The organism is Georgenia sp. EYE_87 (assembly GCF_023148685.1).
Taxonomy (GTDB): Bacteria; Actinomycetota; Actinomycetes; order Actinomycetales; family Actinomycetaceae; genus Georgenia.
Window position 1 is genome coordinate 241,201 of record NZ_JAHXNL010000002.1, and the last position, 16,270, is coordinate 257,470.

General features: G+C 73.8%; 13 protein-coding genes. 8 read left to right on the forward strand and 5 right to left on the reverse strand.

Annotation, left to right across the window (positions count from 1 at the left end):
* Positions 1-3: 3 nt before the first annotated feature.
* The 3 genes from KZX45_RS04470 to ccsB are packed head-to-tail and all read left to right on the forward strand — an operon-like array spanning position 4 to position 3,511.
* The gene (locus tag KZX45_RS04470) at positions 4-843 is read left to right on the forward strand and encodes a cytochrome c biogenesis protein CcdA (protein WP_308221702.1); all 840 of its coding nucleotides are present in this window, start codon (positions 4-6) and stop codon (positions 841-843) included.
* A gap of 2 nt (positions 844-845) precedes the next feature.
* Positions 846-2,531, forward strand: a complete 1,686-nt coding sequence (locus tag KZX45_RS04475) for a cytochrome c biogenesis protein ResB (RefSeq protein ID WP_248256509.1) — start codon at positions 846-848, stop codon at positions 2,529-2,531.
* Positions 2,528-3,511 (forward strand): c-type cytochrome biogenesis protein CcsB, encoded by a 984-nt coding sequence (gene ccsB, locus KZX45_RS04480; protein WP_248256510.1) that lies wholly within the window; start codon positions 2,528-2,530, stop codon positions 3,509-3,511. The genes KZX45_RS04475 and ccsB overlap by 4 nt, the downstream gene beginning before the upstream one ends.
* Before the next feature lie 46 nt (positions 3,512-3,557).
* Here ccsB and KZX45_RS04485 read toward each other — a convergent pair whose 3' ends face one another.
* Complete coding sequence (locus KZX45_RS04485) at positions 3,558-4,142, reverse strand: PLD nuclease N-terminal domain-containing protein (protein WP_248256511.1); 585 nt, start codon at positions 4,140-4,142, stop codon at positions 3,558-3,560.
* 100 nt (positions 4,143-4,242) lie between these two features.
* Between KZX45_RS04485 and KZX45_RS04490 the strand changes: the two genes are divergently transcribed.
* The gene (locus tag KZX45_RS04490) at positions 4,243-4,728 is read left to right on the forward strand and encodes a DUF4229 domain-containing protein (protein ID WP_248256512.1); all 486 of its coding nucleotides are present in this window, start codon (positions 4,243-4,245) and stop codon (positions 4,726-4,728) included.
* Here KZX45_RS04490 and KZX45_RS04495 read toward each other — a convergent pair.
* Together KZX45_RS04495 and KZX45_RS04500 are read right to left on the reverse strand one after the other, a co-directional pair.
* Entirely contained in the window at positions 4,725-5,594 is an 870-nt protein-coding gene (locus KZX45_RS04495; RefSeq protein WP_248256513.1) for a 1,4-dihydroxy-2-naphthoate polyprenyltransferase, read from the reverse strand. The two genes, KZX45_RS04490 and KZX45_RS04495, sit on opposite strands and share 4 nt — an antisense overlap.
* Positions 5,595-5,636: 42 nt before the next feature.
* Complete coding sequence (locus KZX45_RS04500) at positions 5,637-7,316, reverse strand: AMP-binding protein (protein WP_248256514.1); 1,680 nt, start codon at positions 7,314-7,316, stop codon at positions 5,637-5,639.
* 278 nt (positions 7,317-7,594) lie between these two features.
* Between KZX45_RS04500 and KZX45_RS04505 the strand changes: the two genes are divergently transcribed.
* Positions 7,595-8,584, forward strand: coding sequence for a DUF3048 domain-containing protein (locus KZX45_RS04505; protein WP_248256515.1), 990 nt, complete (start codon positions 7,595-7,597; stop codon positions 8,582-8,584).
* A gap of 25 nt (positions 8,585-8,609) precedes the next feature.
* Here the strand turns inward: KZX45_RS04505 and KZX45_RS04510 are convergent, their stop codons facing one another.
* The gene (locus KZX45_RS04510; protein WP_248256516.1) at positions 8,610-9,578 is read right to left on the reverse strand and encodes a 1,4-dihydroxy-2-naphthoyl-CoA synthase; all 969 of its coding nucleotides are present in this window, start codon (positions 9,576-9,578) and stop codon (positions 8,610-8,612) included.
* Between the two features lie 242 nt (positions 9,579-9,820).
* Positions 9,821-11,617, reverse strand: coding sequence for an HNH endonuclease signature motif containing protein (locus KZX45_RS04515; protein WP_248256517.1), 1,797 nt, complete (start codon positions 11,615-11,617; stop codon positions 9,821-9,823).
* 258 nt (positions 11,618-11,875) lie between these two features.
* Between KZX45_RS04515 and KZX45_RS04520 the strand changes: the two genes are divergently transcribed.
* The 3 genes from KZX45_RS04520 to KZX45_RS04530 all read left to right on the forward strand — a co-directional run bounded on the left by KZX45_RS04520 (position 11,876) and on the right by KZX45_RS04530 (position 16,218).
* Positions 11,876-12,862: an o-succinylbenzoate synthase gene (locus KZX45_RS04520; protein WP_248256518.1), complete on the forward strand. Its 987-nt coding sequence runs from the start codon at positions 11,876-11,878 to the stop codon at positions 12,860-12,862.
* Positions 12,859-14,655, forward strand: coding sequence for a 2-succinyl-5-enolpyruvyl-6-hydroxy-3-cyclohexene-1-carboxylic-acid synthase (gene menD / locus KZX45_RS04525; RefSeq protein WP_248256519.1), 1,797 nt, complete (start codon positions 12,859-12,861; stop codon positions 14,653-14,655). The genes KZX45_RS04520 and menD overlap by 4 nt, the downstream gene beginning before the upstream one ends.
* Before the next feature lie 123 nt (positions 14,656-14,778).
* A complete protein-coding gene (locus KZX45_RS04530) occupies positions 14,779-16,218 on the forward strand; it encodes a trypsin-like peptidase domain-containing protein (protein ID WP_248256520.1) in 1,440 nt (479 codons plus the stop codon).
* Positions 16,219-16,270: the final 52 nt, after the last annotated feature.

Here is a 16,270-nt window from a genome sequence, read left to right on the forward strand (position 1 = left end):
GGCGTGTGGGAGCAGATCGCCGAGGTGTTCCAGCGCACCGTCATGGACGGCTCGATGCTGGCCGCGCTGCCGGTCGCCGCGATCGCCGGCGCCATCTCCTTCGCGTCGCCGTGCGTGCTGCCCCTGCTGCCGGGCTACGTCGGCTACCTGGGCGGGATGGCGGGCGTCGAGGCGGGACGACCCGCCGCCGTCGGTGCAACCTCCGGCGGCAGGACCGCTCGTTCGCGCGGGTCCGTCCGGACCGGCCGCGGAGCCAGGCGCGGCGGCAGCGGGCGCCTGCTCGCCGGGGTGCTGCTCTTCGTCGTGGGGTTCTCGGCCGTCTTCGTGCTCCTCAGCCTCGTCTTCTCGTTCGCGGGGATCGCGCTGCAGCAGTGGATGGACGTCATCCTGCGCGTCGCGGGCGTGCTCGTGATCCTGATGGGACTGGCGTTCATGGGGGTGGTCCCGTTCCTGCAGAACGAGCGGCGGCCCCACGTCGCGCCCCGTGCCGGGCTCTGGGGGGCGCCGCTCCTCGGCGTCGTCTTCGGGCTCGGCTGGGCCCCGTGCATCGGCCCGACCCTCGCCGCGGTCCTCACCCTCTCCCTCGACGGCGCGGACCCGGCGCGCGGCGTCGCGCTCGCCGTCGCCTACTGCCTCGGGCTCGGGGTGCCGTTCGTCGCGATCGCGATGGCGTTCTCGCGGTCCACGCGCGTCCTCGACCTCCTGCGCCGGCACCGCCGGACCATCCAGCTGCTCGGCGGCGGCCTCCTGGTGCTGCTCGGCCTCGCGCTGGTCACCGGCCTGTGGGCGACGTTCTCGGCGTACCTGCAGGGTCTCGTCGCCAACTTCCAGACGGTGGTGTGACGATGGCGCGCAGGGCGTCCGCCGCGACGGCGGACCCGACCAACCTCAGCTCCAAGGCGGGCCTCGGCCAGGAGGGCGGCACCCCGGCGCAGCCCTCGCTCGGCCTGCGGGGCTGGCTCCGTTGGATGTGGCGCCAGCTCACCAGCATGCGGGTGGCGCTCATGCTGCTCCTGCTCCTCGCCGTCGCCGCCCTCCCCGGCTCGTTCTTCCCCCAGACGCCACAGGACCCCTCCGCCGTCTCCGACTACCACGCGGACCACCCGGTGCTGGCCCCGTGGCTGGAGCGCCTCGGGTTCTTCGACGTCTACAGCTCCGCGTGGTTCGCGGCGATCTACCTGCTCCTGTTCACCTCGCTGATCGGCTGCATCGTGCCGCGCGTCGCCGTGCACTGGCGGGCTCTGCGCTCGCAGCCGCCGCGCGTGCCCCGCTCCTTCGCCCGGTTCCCCGTGCGCGAGGAGCGGACGGTGCGTGACGCGCCGGAGGCGGTCGAGGCCGCGGTGCTGCGCTCCCTCAGGGGGCGCTACCGCACCGCCGTCACCCCGGACGGCATCACGGCCGAGCGCGGGTACCTGCGCGAGACCGGCAACATCGTCTTCCACCTCTCCCTCGTCGGGGTCCTCCTGGCGATGGCCGCCGGGCAGCTGTTCAGCTACCGCGGCCAGGCGCTCGTGGTCGAGGGCGAGGCGTTCGCCAACTCGGTGGTGGACTACGACTCCTTCGACCCCGGCACTCTGTTCGACGCGGACGACCTGGAGCCGTTCACCTTCACGCTCGAGGAGTTCACCTCCGCGTTCACCCTCGACGCGCAGGCGCGCGACTTCGCCGCCCGCGTGAGCGTGACCGAGCCCGACGGCTCCGTGCGCGAGGAGACCATCAGGGTCAACCACCCCATGAACGCCGGCGGCGCGAACGTCTACCTCTCCGGCAACGGGTACGCGCCCCGCCTGACGGTCCGCGACGGCGCGGGCGAGGTCGCGTTCTCCGGTGCCGTGCCGTTCCTGCCCGAGGACGTGGTCTACACCTCGCGCGGGGTGGTGAAGGTCCCCGACGTCAGCCCCGGCCAGGAGCAGCTGGGCCTCACCGGCGCGTTCCTGCCCACCGCCGTCGTCGAGCCCGACGGGTCCGGCGCCTACTCCGTCCACCCTCAGCCGACCTCGCCCCTGCTGGTGCTCACGCTCTGGGCCGGTGACCTCGGGCTGGACGAGGGCGTGCCTCAGAACGTCTACGTCCTGGACTCGGACGACATGCGCCAGGTCTACGAGGAGGCCCCCGACGGCTCGCCTGGCTCCGCCGAGGGTGGCCAGCGGCCCGTCACGATCTTCCTCGAGCCGGGTGCGACCGTGGAGCTGCCCGAGGGGCTGGGGACGGTCACGTTCGAGGACCTGCCGCGTTTTGCCGCGCTCGACCTGCGCTACGACCCGTCGCTGCCGTACCTGCTGACGTTCTCGATCACCGCGATGCTCGGGCTCTTCGGCTCGCTGTTCGTCCCCCGGCGCCGGCTGTGGGTCCGGCTGTCGCCGGCGGCCGACGGCGGGACCGCCCTCAGCGCGGCGGCGCTGGCCCGCGGGGACGACCCGGGGCTGGCCCGGGACCTCGAGCGGGTGCTCGAGGCCGCCGGCACCACCGTGCACAATGATCCGACGCCCGCCGACGCCGGTGCGCCGGCCCAGGAAGGAACGACCCGATGACTGACCTCGGCCAGCTGAGCACGCTGCTCATCTACGGCGCGATGGCCGCCTACACGGTGGCGCTCGTGGCGTTCGCCGTCGACCTGTCCGGTCTGCGCGACGGCGGACCGGCCGAGCGACGCCGCAAGGCCGTCGGGATCGCCATGTCCACCACGGTGGTGGGTGCCGCCCTGCACCTGCTGGGCGTGGTGACCCGCGGCGTGGCCGCCGGGCGCGTCCCCTGGGCGAACATGTACGAGTTCTCGATCCTCTTCAGCCTCGTCGCGGTGCTCGTCTTCCTCGGGCTCCAGCGCGGCCGTGACCTGAGGTTCCTCGGCACGTTCGTCGTCGGGCTCGTGCTGCTGATGCTCGGCATCGCCGTGTCCGTGCTGTACGTGCGCGCCGACGGCGTCCCGCCCGCGCTGGACAGCTACTGGCTGGTCATCCACGTCTCCATCGCGACCATCGCCACCGGCGTCCTGGCCGTCGGCGCGGTGCTGTCGGTGGTCCAGCTCGTGCAGGAGCGTTCCGAGCTCCGTCGCGCCGCGCACGCCGCGGCGCAGATGCCCGAGCCGGCGCTCGCCGGGGCGAGCGGCGGCGCGGCCGGGGACCGGGCCGCCGACGGCGGTGCCGCGGGTGCGGCCGCGCGTCCCGGGCGCTGGTCCCGGCTGATGGAGTCCGCGCCCAGCTCGGCGGAGTTCGAGCGGCTGGCCTTCCGGCTCAACGCCGTCGGCTTCATGCTGTGGACCTTCACGATCATCGCCGGCGCCATCTGGGCAGAGCACGCCTGGGGCCGGCCCTGGGGCTGGGACCCCAAGGAGACCTGGTCCTTCGTCATCTGGGTCGTCTACGCCGCCTACCTGCACGCCCGCGCCACCCGCGGGTGGGAGGGCCGGCGGGCCGCCTACCTGTCGATCTTCGGGTTCGTCTGCGTGCTCGCGAACTACTTCCTCGTCAACCTGCTCTTCAACAGTCTGCACGCCTACAGCGGGATCGGCTGAGCGGCGGGATCGCTGCTCTCACTAGTCTGAGCGGCTGGATCTCCGCTCAGCCCTGGGACGCCCCGGGCGACTGAGACGTGCCGTCCTCCGAGGTGCCCTCGTCAGGGCTGCGGGGCGTACCGCCCTCCGGTGCGTCGTTGCCGGGGTCCGTGGCGGTCTCTCCCCCCGTTGCCGTGCCGGGCGTCGTCGGCCCCTTCGGCGACGACGGCGTCGGACCGGGGCGGTCCTCGTGCGTGGTCGCGTCGTCGCTTGCGTCCTTGCGCTCGCCCGGCCCCTCGAGGCTCTGGCGCCGCTCCCGCTCGGCCCGGCGCCGGTCCGCCTCGAGGCGGGCGAGGAACTCGGGGTCGTCGTCGGGGGCCACGGGGCCGCTCCGACGGACGGGACGTGGGGGCGTCGGGGAGCTCCAGAGGCCCGGGCGCACCGGCCCGGCCGCCTTCGCCGCGTTCGCGCGGGCGACCCGGCTCACCACGATCCAGGCGAGCGCCGCGATGCCCGGGAAGAGAATGATGAGGATGACCCACAGGACCTTCGGGATCCCCACGGGCATGTCGTCGTCCGGCGTCCGCACGCAGTCGATGAGCGCGTAGACGACCAGAGCGATGAGGAGCACGACGGGCAGGATGCGAGGCATCTTCCCAGGGTAGGCGGAGCGGCGCACGCGCGTGGTGCTCAAGGGTCACGCTCTGGACACGCTGGGCCGGGGCCCCACGGCAGCCGCCTACGCTGGGGGGATGCGCCTGCTCGTCTACACGCTGCTCCGGCTCGGACTCGTCCTCGCCGCCGCCGGCGTGCTCTACCTGGTCGGTCTGCGTTCCTGGGTCCTGTGGATCGCCGCGGTGGTCGTCGGCGCTCTCCTCTCCTTCCTGCTGCTCGGCCGCCAGCGGGAGGACGCCGCCTCCGTCCTCGCCCAGTACGACCCGCTGCGCGAGGAGCGCCCGGCGTTCTCCCCGAAGGTCCAGCAGGATGCTGACTACGAGGACGCAGTCGTCGACGCGGCCGAGCCCGGCGCCGCGGGGGGCGACGTGACGGCGGAGCACGACCCGGGTGTCGACGCGGCGAACCCCCGGTCAGCAAGCGATGAGCTACCCGGCGCCACCGCCGGCGTCCCGGGAGAGGGGGCCCGCGAGGAGAGTGCAGAGCCTGGGCCGACGAGCGCCGGGACGGGCCGACCTGGCGAGGACGCCGGTCGCCCCGAGCGGCCCGCCGAGGGCCGTTAGAGGGCCAGCCCCACGCCGAGCAGGATGCCGTAGCCCAGCTCCAGCAGCCCGGTGTCGCGCAGCACGGCGATCAGGTCGCGGCCCGTCGCGCCGCGCAGCACGGGCAGGGCCAGCCGGACGACCCACGGCAGGAGCATGAGCGTGAGCAGCGACCAGGGAGCGACGGTCGCGCACGCGACCGCGAGGACCAGCGGCAGGGTGATCATCGCCACGTAGGTCAGGCGGGCCCGGCGCTCCCCGAGCCGGACCGCGAGCGTGGTCTTGCCGACCTGCGAGTCGGTGGGGATGTCGCGGATGTTGTTGACCATGAGCAGGGCGCACGCGATCAGCCCCACGCCGACGGCCCCCGCCCAGGCCGGCCACGACAGCTCGAGCGCCTGCGTCCAGGTGGTGCCGAGGGTGGCCATGAGGCCGAAGAACAGGAAGACGCCGACCTCACCCAGGCCGAGATAGCCGTAGGGATGACTGCCGCCCGTGTAGCCCCAGGCCGCGATCATCGCGACGGCGCCGAGCGCGAGCAGCCACCACGTGCCGGACACGGCCACCAGGACAAGTCCGAGCGCTGCGCCGACGGCGAGGCTGAGCAGGGCCGCACGCTTGACCGCTCCGGGGCTCGCCTTGCCGCCGCCCGTCAGCCGGGGCGGTCCGGTGCGGACGTCGTCCGTGCCACGGACGCCGTCGGAGTAGTCGTTGGCGTAGTTCACCCCGACCTGGAGCGCGAGGGCGACCCCCGCCGCGAGCAGCGCACGTGGGACGGAGGCCTGGCCGAGCCCGGCGGCGGCGCCGGTGCCGATGAGGACCGGTGAGACGGCGGCGGGCAGGGTGCGCAGGCGCGCGCCCTCCAGCCAGTCGGACAACGAGGCCATGGTGCTCCGGGAAGATGTGACCGCGCGGCGGCGGAGGACGGTTCAGGATATCGGGGCGGTGCGGTCGCGCTTCTCGGCGTGGACGACGACGGTTCTCGCCTTGCCGGCCTTGCCGGCCTTGCTGGCCTTGCCGGCCTTGCCGGCCTTGCCGGCCTTGCCGGCCTCGCCGGCCTCGCCGGCCTCGCCGGCCTGGCCGGCGCGGCCGGGCGCCGCACCGCCCGATCCCGGTTCCCCCGTGACGCCCGCCCCGTCGAGCGCCTCGGCGGCCAGGACCGAGGTGCTGCGACGGTCGACCTTTCCCGGGCCTCGCAGCGGCAGCGACGTCAGCACGACCAGCGCGCGCGGCGCGTGGGCACCGCCGAGACGCGACGTCACCAGTGCACGGAGCTCAGGCAGGCGCGGTGCGTCGTGACCAGGGGCCGGGACGACGACAGCGGTGACCAGCTCACCCCACTCGGGGTCCGGCACGGCCACCACCGCCACCTCGGCGAGCGAGGGGTGCTCGGCCAGCACGCGCTCGACCGAGCCGGGGGAGACCTTGATGCCGCCGGTGTTGATGAGGTCGTCGACGCGACCGAGCACACGCAGGCGTAACGACCCGGTGGCGTCGTCCGAGAGCTCCGTCACGGGTGCGGGGCCGGTCCCCGTGGCGGGCGCGGGGCCGGTCTCGCTGATGGGCGCGGGGCCGGTCTCGCTGATGGGCGCGGGGCCGGTCCCCGGGGCGCTTCGGGACTCCAGCTCCGTGTCGGTGACGTGGCCGGGAGAGGGAACCAGCGCCCCGCGGTCGGAGGTCCGCAACCAGCGCACGCCGCCTTCGTCGTGGAAGGCCTCGGCGTCGGCAGCCGGGTCGTCGAGGTAGCCCGAGGCCAGGACTGGTCCGGCGATCTCGACACGGTGGTCCTCGTCCACGAGGCGGAGCCGGACGCCGGGCAGCGGCAGGCCGTCGTACACACACCCGCCGCCGGTCTCGGTCATCCCGTACGTGGTCACCACCGGCAGCCCGGCCGCGCGCGCCTCCTCGAGCGCACGCGGCGCTGTCGCGGCTCCGCCCACGAGGATCGCGGCGAGCCGGCGCAGCGGGGCCACGGACTCTTCGCCCGCCTCGAGGACCCGCACCAGCTGCGTCGGGACGAAGGAGAGGTAGCCCGGGACGTCCGGGCGCATGCCCGTGACGGCGGACGCGAGCTCCCGGGGGTCGAAGCCGTCGGTCGTGTCGAGCACCGCCGGTGTCGTCCCGGCGACGACGGAGCGGACGAGGACCTGCAGGCCCGCGACGTGGTGCGCCGGGACGGCGAGCAACCATTGGCCCGGGCCTGCGAGCCGTTGCTCGGTCGCACGCGCCGAGGCGACGAGCGCCTCGCCGGTGAGGGCGACCAGGTGCCCCGTCCCGGTGGTGGAACCCGACGTCCGGAGGACGACTGCGGTGCCGTCCGGGACGTGACGGCGCAGCCTGGAGCGGAGCGACTCGACGACCGCGGCGCCGTCGTCCCCGCCGGCGTGCGGGACGAGGACGGTGCTGGCGGAGACGTCGCGCGCATCGCCCGGCAGGGTGCTCGCCGCGCCCACGGGCACCGCCGTCGCAACCGCGCGAAGGCGAAGCCTGAGGGCTTCGAGGAGCGCGAGGACCGGGCCGGGACGGGTGCCGCCGGGCAGGGGATGGAACTGTCTGGCGTCTCCTGGCGGCGTCGGGATCGGCGACGGCGCCACCGGGTCGTAAGTCACCGATCCAGCCTAGATCGGGCACTACAGTGTGCGGATATTCAGGGGGAGCAGTGGACGAGATGCGCTCGAGTGCTCGCGGGGACGGACCCGCTGATCCGGCCGACGACGGTTCGACCAGCGTGCGGGCAGAGGCCTTCCGTGGTGCCGCCGGCGCCCGCAGGGGTGCCGTTCCCGGTGTCGCCCGCAGGCGTGCTGTCCCGGCGGCGATTCTGGTCGCCCTCGCCCTCGCCCTCGGGGCCTGCGGCACACCCGTGGTGGGGTCCACGCCCGGCGGGCCGGTGACCAAACCGACGCCGTCGCCGTCGCCCACCACCCCGGCCCCCAGCCCCACGCCCGAGCCCGAGCGCTGGCCCCTCACAGGTGCACTGGTCGAGGGGGACGGCGCTGAGCGGCCGGCGCTGTCGGTCAAGATCGAGAACTCCGCACCGGCCCGCCCGCAGTCCGGTCTCGAGGATGCGGACCTCGTGTGGGAGGAGATGGTCGAGGGAGGGATCACGCGCTTCAACGCCGCTTATCACTCGACCGTGCCCGAGGCGCTCGGTCCCATTCGGTCCGTGCGACCGATGGATGCCGCGATCTCCGGACCGCTCGGCGGGCTGCTCGCCTTCTCGGGCGGGGTGCAGCCGTACATCCAGAAGGCGCGTGACGCGGGGCTTCAGGTCCTCATGGAGGACGGCGGCCATGCGGGTTTCTACCGCATCTCGACGCGACGGGCCCCCCACAACCTCTACGGCAACGGCGGGGATCTCCTGGCCCAGGCTGACGAGTCGCACAAGAAGCCGCCTCCGCAGCAGTTCACCTACGCCGCGGACGCTGCTGGTGCATCTGCGGTGGTCGGCGGACAACCGGCCGCAGGGATCGACATCAGGTTCCCAAGAACCAATCCGGGCTGGACCTGGCAGGCGGGCGGCGACGCCGGGCGTGGCTGGGGACCCGGGGTGTGGCTCCGGGACGAGGCGGGGGCTCCCCAGCACGCGGCGGACGGTGATCCGATCGTCGCGACCAACGTCGTCGTCCTGCGTGTGGAGGTCGTCGTCACCGACGCCCGAGACGTTGCTGGAAACCCTGTGCCGGAGACGATCCTCGCCGGCCAGGGAGCCGCTCAGGTGGCCAGCGGCGGGCATGTCATCGAGGCGACGTGGTCCAAGGCCGGCGACGTCAAGCCGCTCGTGCTCACCGGCAGGGACGGAAAGCCTGTTCAGCTGGCCCCGGGATCGACGTGGGTGGAGCTCGTACCGACGAGCGGCGGATCGGTCACCGTCGGCTAGAGGACCGCAGTGGTGCGGGAGGGCGTCAGTAGTAGTACGGGAAGCCGGACCAGTCCGGTTCCCGACGTTCGACGAACGCGTCCCGTCCCTCGACCGCCTCGTCCGTCATGTAGGCCAGCCGTGTCGCCTCACCGGCGAACACCTGCTGCCCGGCCATGCCGTCGTCCGCGAGGTTGAACGCGAACTTGAGCATGCGGATCGCCTGTGGCGACTTGGTGGCGATGATCCGGGCGTACTCGAGCGCGAGCGGCTCGAGCTGGCCGTGATCGGCCACCTCGTTGACCACACCCCAGCGCTCGGCGGTCTCCGCGTCGTACTCGCGCGCAAGGAAGAAGATCTCGCGTGCCCGCTTGTCGCCGACCTGGCGGGCGAGGAGTGCGGAGCCGTACCCGGCGTCGAACGAGCCGACGTTCGCGTCGGTCTGCATGAAGCGCGCGTGCTGGCGCGAGGCGATGGACAGGTCGCACACGACGTTCAGGCTGTGGCCTCCGCCCGCCGCCCAGCCGGGAACCGCGGCGATGACGACCTTCGGCATGGTCCGGATGAGGCGCTGGACCTCAAGGATGTGCAGGCGCCCGGCGCGGGCCGGGTCGATCTGCTCGCGGCGCTGGGCCACCGGCGCCTCGTCGTCGGCACCCGCGGTCTCGTAGCGGTAGCCGTCACGTCCGCGGATCCGCTGGTCGCCGCCCGAGCAGAACGCCCAGCCGCCGTCCTTGGGGCTCGGCCCGTTGCCGGTGAGGATCACGGCAGCGACGTCGGAGGTCATCCGTGCGTGGTCGAGCGCCCGGTACAGCTCGTCGACGGTGTGCGGGCGGAAAGCGTTGCGGACCTCGGGCCGGTCGAAGGCGATGCGCACGACGGGAAGGTCGCGTTCGACGTGGCCGCTCCGGTCGACTCCGCGGTGGTAGGTGAGGTCGGTGAAGTCGAATCCCTCCACCTCCCGCCAGACCTGGGGATCGAACGTCTCGGAGACAGGGGCAGGCAGCTTGCTCATCTGCATCACCCTAACGGCGGCTCCCCGAGCGACTGTCGGCGGGAACGACCGCAGACCCCGGCACGTCAGCCCCCGACTCGGAGCGGCTACCGCTCAGGTCAGGACGGTGCCCGTTCGACTCGGAGCGGCTACTGCTCAGGTCAGGACGGTGCCCGTTCGACTCGGAGCGGCTTCTGCCCAGGTCAGGACGGTGCCCGTTCCATCAGGACGGTGCCCGTTCCATCAGGACGGTGCCCGTTCCATCAGAACGGCGGCGGATCGTCGTCGTCATCTCGCGAGGCAGGTGGCGTCCACGGGTCTGCTGTGCGAAGAGGCCGAAGGGCTTCAGGAACGAAGTGCGCGGGATCGACGTCTACGCGCCCCAGGTAGGTGATGCCGCCGTCGAGCTCGCGCCGGTACTGGTGGCCCGAACGTGAGGTCCAGTCGAACGTCCCGTCAGGGTTTCGCAGGACGCGGAAGTCGCCGAGCGTCTTGTGCCTGTGGTCGAAGGTGCACATCGACGCGTTGTTCGCCGCCGAGGTCGAGCCGCCCTGGCTGGCGGGGATGACGTGGTCGATCTCGCAGCCTGAAGATCGCGTGGAACAGCCGGGGCGGACGCAGGTGCGGTCCCGCTCTCGGATGATCCGCGCGAGATCGGCGGGTGGCCGGTACTTCTTGCGGCCGACGTCGAGGACGGTGCCGCTCAGGGGCTCGGTCACGAGCCGGCGCCACGTGCCACCGAGGGCGAGGGCCCGCGCGGTCGCCGCATCGATCGGGCCGTACCCCTGGAGAGTGCCTGGCTCTCCACCGCCGAGCAGCGTGGTCAGGGGGACGTTGACATTGACCTGGACGGGCGCGCCGCCGACGAGCCCGATGCGATAGCCGCTGCGCCGGGGCGGAGGAGGTGCCGTACCCGTTGCCGCTCCCGTTGCCGCTCCCGTTGCTGGTGCTGGTGCTGGTGCTGGTGCTGGTGCTGGTGGAGCGCCGTCGGCCTCGGGGACGCCCCCGGGGAGACGATCGATGGGGAGCTGCTCCGGCGGCAGGGGGCCGATCCAGCCGAGCCGTAGCGCGTCGATGCCGATGCCGGCGAGGATGTCGGCTCTGAGCTGGTCGATGGTCCGTTCGTCGCCCGCCGCTCGTGCGGTACGGGCGGCGCCGTCGAGGGCGAGGTCGACCGCGATGGCGTCCTCGGCGGGAAGAACCGCGAGGAACGACGCCATGCCGTCCGGGAGGGTCCTGGCGTGCGTGACGCGTCGCTTGCTCCGTGCGGACTGGTGCCGCTCCGTCGCACCGTGCGGGTCCACCTCGAGCAACGCCTGCTCGACGTCCTTCGTGAGCTGGCTGGGCGTGCGACCGGGCGCGCGGGGCAGGACGAGATCCTCGACCGCCAAGGTGACGGTCAGCGGCTTGCTCTCCAGGGCGCGGGCGATGATGTCTGCCTTGGTCAGAGAGATCTCCCCGCGCTCGAGCGCGTCGTTCGTGGACGCCAGCGGACCGGTGAGGAGGACGCCGGTGCGCACGATCGTCCCTGCGGCGTGCCGGGTGGTACCCAGCCGCATCGCGAGCTCGGTGGAGGCGTGCGGCAAGGACGACCCGGTCCGGGTCGCGGGCGCCCTGCCGATCGCGCCGTACGAGGCGATAAGGCCGCGCTCGAGAACGGCGGCGGCGGCTCCGCGTCGGGCAGCCGCCCACGACGCGACCCGCGACCACGCTGCGACAGCGTCGACGGCGTCACCCTGGTCGAGGGTCTCCAGGTCGATCCGCGCCAGAGACTGCGCGAGCTCCAGTCCTTCCAGTCCGGCCGAGCGGTCGAGGATGTCGCGGACCTCGACAGCCGTGAGAGACAGATCGGGCAGGCTCGCTGCGTCTGCGGCGTCTGAGCCACGGCCGCTCGGCCGGTCCTGCGCCCCGGTCCGGAATTTCTCGAGGAACTCCTGGTCCAGGTGCTCCGTGAGGGTGTCCAGAGCACCCTCGACCATCCACTCGAGCAGTCCCTCGGTCTGCCGGAGATCCTCGGGAGCCAGCGGGCGCGACAGGCGGGTGGCTGGCCGTCGTCGCACTCGACTCCCGCGGCCCGCCCCGGCTGGGCCGAGGATCTGCGCCGCCGGATGTCGGCGGCACGGTAGTTCCCTGGCGGGCGACCACACCAGATCGGCGTGGACGGCCGGCCTGCCCGGTCGCGGCCGGTACCGCGGAGGTCCTCCAAGATCGAACATGTGTGCAGCCTAGGGCGGCCCACTGACATCGGACCGGCCACGCGGAGGCCAGACCAGCGACGTCGGCCGCCTCCGGGCCGTCCACTCCCTATCCTGACCACCATGCCCGCCTCCGCCGTCGACCGGCTTCCCGCTGTCCGCGCCACCTACTCCGTGCCGCTGCGGACGCGGTTCCGCGGGATCACCGTGCGCGACGGGCTGCTCCTGCGCGGGGACGCCGGGTGGGGTGAGGTCTCCCCGTTCTGGGACTACGACGCCGCAGAGTCGGCGGCCTGGCTCCGCGCCGGTCTCGAGGCGGCCGAGGAGGGCTGGCCGGATGCCGTGCGGTCGGTCATCCCCGTCAACGTCACCGTCCCGGCCGTCGGGCCGGAGGAGGCCCACCGGATCGTCCGCGGGTCGGGAGGCTGCACGACGGCGAAGGTCAAGGTCGCCGAGCCGGGCCAGTCCGTAGGGCAGGAGCAGGCACGCCTGGAGGCGGTCCGTGACGCGCTGGGGGCCGATGGTCGCATCCGCGTCGACGCCAACGCCGCCTGGGACGTCGCGACCGCCGTCGACCGGCTCACGCTCCTGGACCGGGCGGCCGGCGGCCTCGAGTACGCGGAACAACCCTGCGCCACCGTGGACGACCTGGCCAGGGTCCGACGCCGCACCCACGTCCCGATCGCGGCGGACGAGTCGATCCGCCGCGCCGCCGACCCGCTCGCCGTGCGCCGCGCCGAGGCGGCCGACGTCGTCGTCCTCAAGGTGCAACCGCTCGGTGGCGTGCGGGCGTGCCTGCGTCTTGCCGAGGAGGTGGGACTGCCGGTCGTCGTCAGCTCGGCGCTGGAGAGCTCGGTGGGCATCGGTGCCGGGGTCGCGCTCGCGGCCGCCCTGCCCGAGCTCCCGTACGCGTGCGGCCTCGCCACGGTGCACCTTTTCCAGCGGGACACCGTCCCCGACTCCCTCCTGCCTGTGGACGGGGCGATCCCGGTGCGCCGCCCCGAGCCCACCCCGGAGAGCCTGGCCGCGACTCGCGCGGACGACGACGTCGCAGCCCGCTGGTCGGACCGCCTCATGGCCATGGCCGCCCAGCTCGAGGCGGCGCGATGAGCGACCGTCGCCCGGGCACCCGCGCGGCCGCACCGTCGGCCGACGCACGCGTCACCGCGGCGTCGGCAAGCTCCCGTGCCACCACGACGTCCGCCGACGAGCCTGCGGCAGCCACGGCCCGCGCGCTCGTCACGGCGCTCGTCGCCCACGGCGTCCGTCACGTGGTGCTCGCCCCCGGGTCGCGGAGCGCACCGCTGGCCTACGCGCTGCAGGAGGCCGAGCGGGCGGGATGGCTGCACCTCCACGTCCGCGTCGACGAGCGGGTGGCCGGGTTCCTGGCGCTGGGGCTCTCGCGGGCGGCGGCCGCACCGGTCGCCGTGGTGACCACCTCGGGCACCGCCGTCGCCAATCTCCACCCCGCCGTGCTGGAGGCCGCACACTCCGGCCTGCCCCTTGTGGTCGTCAGCGCCGACCGGCCGCACGAGATGCGGGGCACCGGCGCCAACCAGACCACGGACCAGGTGGGAATCTTCGCCTCGGCGCCGCGTTTCGCCGTCGACCTCCCGGCCGGTGCCGTCCCCGGGCCGGCGCTGGACCAGGTAGTCACGCGCGCCTTGGCAGCCGCCCGCGGTCTCCGGACGAACGACCCCGGTCCGGTGCACCTCAACGTCGGCCTGCGAGACCCCCTGGCTCCCTCGAGCAGGTGGGTGCCGGGGCCCGTGCCCGCGGCGCGCGACGTCGTCGCTCCCGCCGGTCCCCCCGCCGCCGAGGTGCTTCGGCCGGGTCCGCGCACGGTCGTCGTGGCGGGCGACGGCGCAGGCCCTGCCGCGCGTGAGCTCGCCGAGCGGGCCGGCTGGCCCCTGCTGGCGGAGCCGACGTCGGGCTCGCGCTCCGGGACGTCGGCGATCGGGCCGTACCGGCTGCTCCTCGCCGACCCCGCGCTGGGCGGTGCGGTCGAACGTGTCGTGGTGCTCGGTCACCCGACGCTCTCGCGGCCCGTGAGCACGCTGCTCGCACGCAGGGACGTCGAGGTGGTCGTGGTCGCGCCGCGCGGCCCGTGGACGGACGTCGCAGGCGTGGCATCGCGGGTGGTGGGGGCGGTCGCGTTCTCGGGGCAGACCGAGACCACCTGGATGGAGAGGTGGCGCCGCGCCGCCGACGCCGCGGAGGAGGTGATCGGTCGGGCGCTCGCGGACGGGTTCGACGGTCTGTACGTGGCCCGTGCGGTCGCCGGGGCGGCCGTGGCGGGGGCGGCCGGCTCGGCAGGGGCGGGAGTGTCCGGGGCGGCCGGGGTGAGCACGCTCGTCGTCGGCTCGTCGAACACGGTGCGCGACCTCGACCTCGTGGCGCTCCCGTGGCGGCCGGGCGAGGCGCCGCACACGGTCGCCAACCGGGGACTGGCGGGCATCGACGGCACCGTTGCGACGGCGAGCGGCCTCGCGCTGGGCACCGGTCGGCCGGTCCGGGCGGTCATGGGCGACCTCACCTTCCTCCACGACGCCGGCGCGCTGGCACGCGGACGGCTCGAGGCTGAGGTCGACCTGCAGATCGTGGTTCTCAACGACTCCGGCGGCGGGATCTTCGCGACGCTCGAGCACGGGGCGCCGGACCGGGCCGGCGAGTTCGAGCGCATCTTCGGCACGCCGCAGGACGTCGACCTCGCCTCCCTCGCGGCGGCCTACGGCGCCCGGTACGGCCTTGCCCGCACCCCGGCCGAGCTCGACGACGCGCTGCGCGCACCGGTGCGGGGACGCTCGGTGGTCGAGGTGCCGGTGGACCGTCGCGGCCTGCGGGAGCGGCGTGCTGCGCTGGCGGCCGACGTGCGTCACGCGGTGCGGTCCGCCCTCGTGTGAGCCGACGAGCGCTACGCCGCGAACCGTCGGAACGACCTCGTGCTCAGGCAACTCCCAGGTTCCGGCAAGCGACGTCCCAGGTCAGCGGTGTCTGATGGGTCCATCACCAAGACGGAGGATCCCATGAGCAACGACGACCAGCGACCCACCCCCTGGGCCCGGCCGGGAACACAGGGCCCACGTGCCTGGCAGGATTCCGGTCAGCGAACGGCTCCCCACGGCACGCCGCAGGGTGACCGGCCGACAACTCCTTACGGACCGGGCGCTCAGCAGAGCGGCTACTGGGCCGGCTCGTCCTACGTCTCGCCGCAGCCCGGCCAGGCAGAGCCGGGACGACCCGACCACGGCCCGCACGGTCATCCCGGCCAGGCGTTCGGCGGTCCGTCCGGCCCCTCGGCCCCCGGCCGGCCGACCAAGGACGGGGACCGCCGTCGTCCGGGCTGGGGTGCGCTCGTGGGCGTCGCGGCCGGGGCCGCGCTGCTCGCCAGCGTCGGCACCGCCGGCCTCACCGGAGCCTTCGACGAGGAGCCGGCCCCGACGGCGACCACGAGCCAGTCGCAGACCGAGCCGTCCTCGAACGCGGCCCCCGTCGTCACATCGACGACGAACGACCCTGACTGGGCGAGCGTGGCCGCCGCGGTCCGCCCCTCCGTCGTCGCCATCGACGTCCGGACGGCGGCCGGCAGCGGTTCGGGCTCCGGCTTCGTCCTCGACAAGGAGGGGCACATCCTCACCAACGACCACGTCGTCGGCGACGCGGTCGACGGCGGGCTGGTCGTGACCCTCTCCGACGGCCGCATGTACCAGGCGACGATCGCAGGCACCGACCCCGCCACCGACCTCGCCGTCATCACACTGACGGACCCGCCGGACGACCTCAAGCCTGCGACGCTCGGAGACTCCGAGGAGGTCGTCGTCGGCGACGCGGTCGTCGCCGTCGGCAACCCGCTCGGCCTGAGCTCGACGGTCACCACGGGCATCGTCTCCGCGCTGGACCGTCCGGTCACCACGTCCGAGGCCCCGCAGGCGCCCGGCCAGCAGGGCACGACCGTGACCACCAACGCCATCCAGGTCGACGCCGCCATCAACCCGGGCAACTCCGGCGGCCCGCTGTTCGACGCCACCGGCCGCGTCATCGGCATCACGAGCTCGATCGCGAGCATGCCGAACGCCGCGGGCGGCAGCTCCGGCAGCATCGGGCTGGGCTTCGCGATCCCGGTGAACCTCGCGAAGCAGGTGGGCCAGCAGCTCATCGACAACGGCGTGGCCGAGCACGCCTACCTCGGCGTGTACATGAGCGACGGGACCGCAGAGGTGGACGGCGCCACGCGCGCCGGAGCCGTCGTCGAGCGTCTCGACCAGGGCACCCCGGCCGCCGAGGCCGGCGTCCGGCCCGGCGACGTGATCGTGGCCATCGACGGCGACCCCGTCAACGGCGCCGAGTCGCTCACGGGCTACGTCCGGCAGTACGCCAGTGGCGACGAGGTCACCCTGACCATCGTGCGCGACGGCAAGGAGAGCGAGGTCCAGGCCACCCTGGCGACCAGGCAGGACCAGCTCTGAGGAACCGCGCGCCGGTCCGCGTCGCCCCCGGGCGCGGACCGGCGCGCCGCTG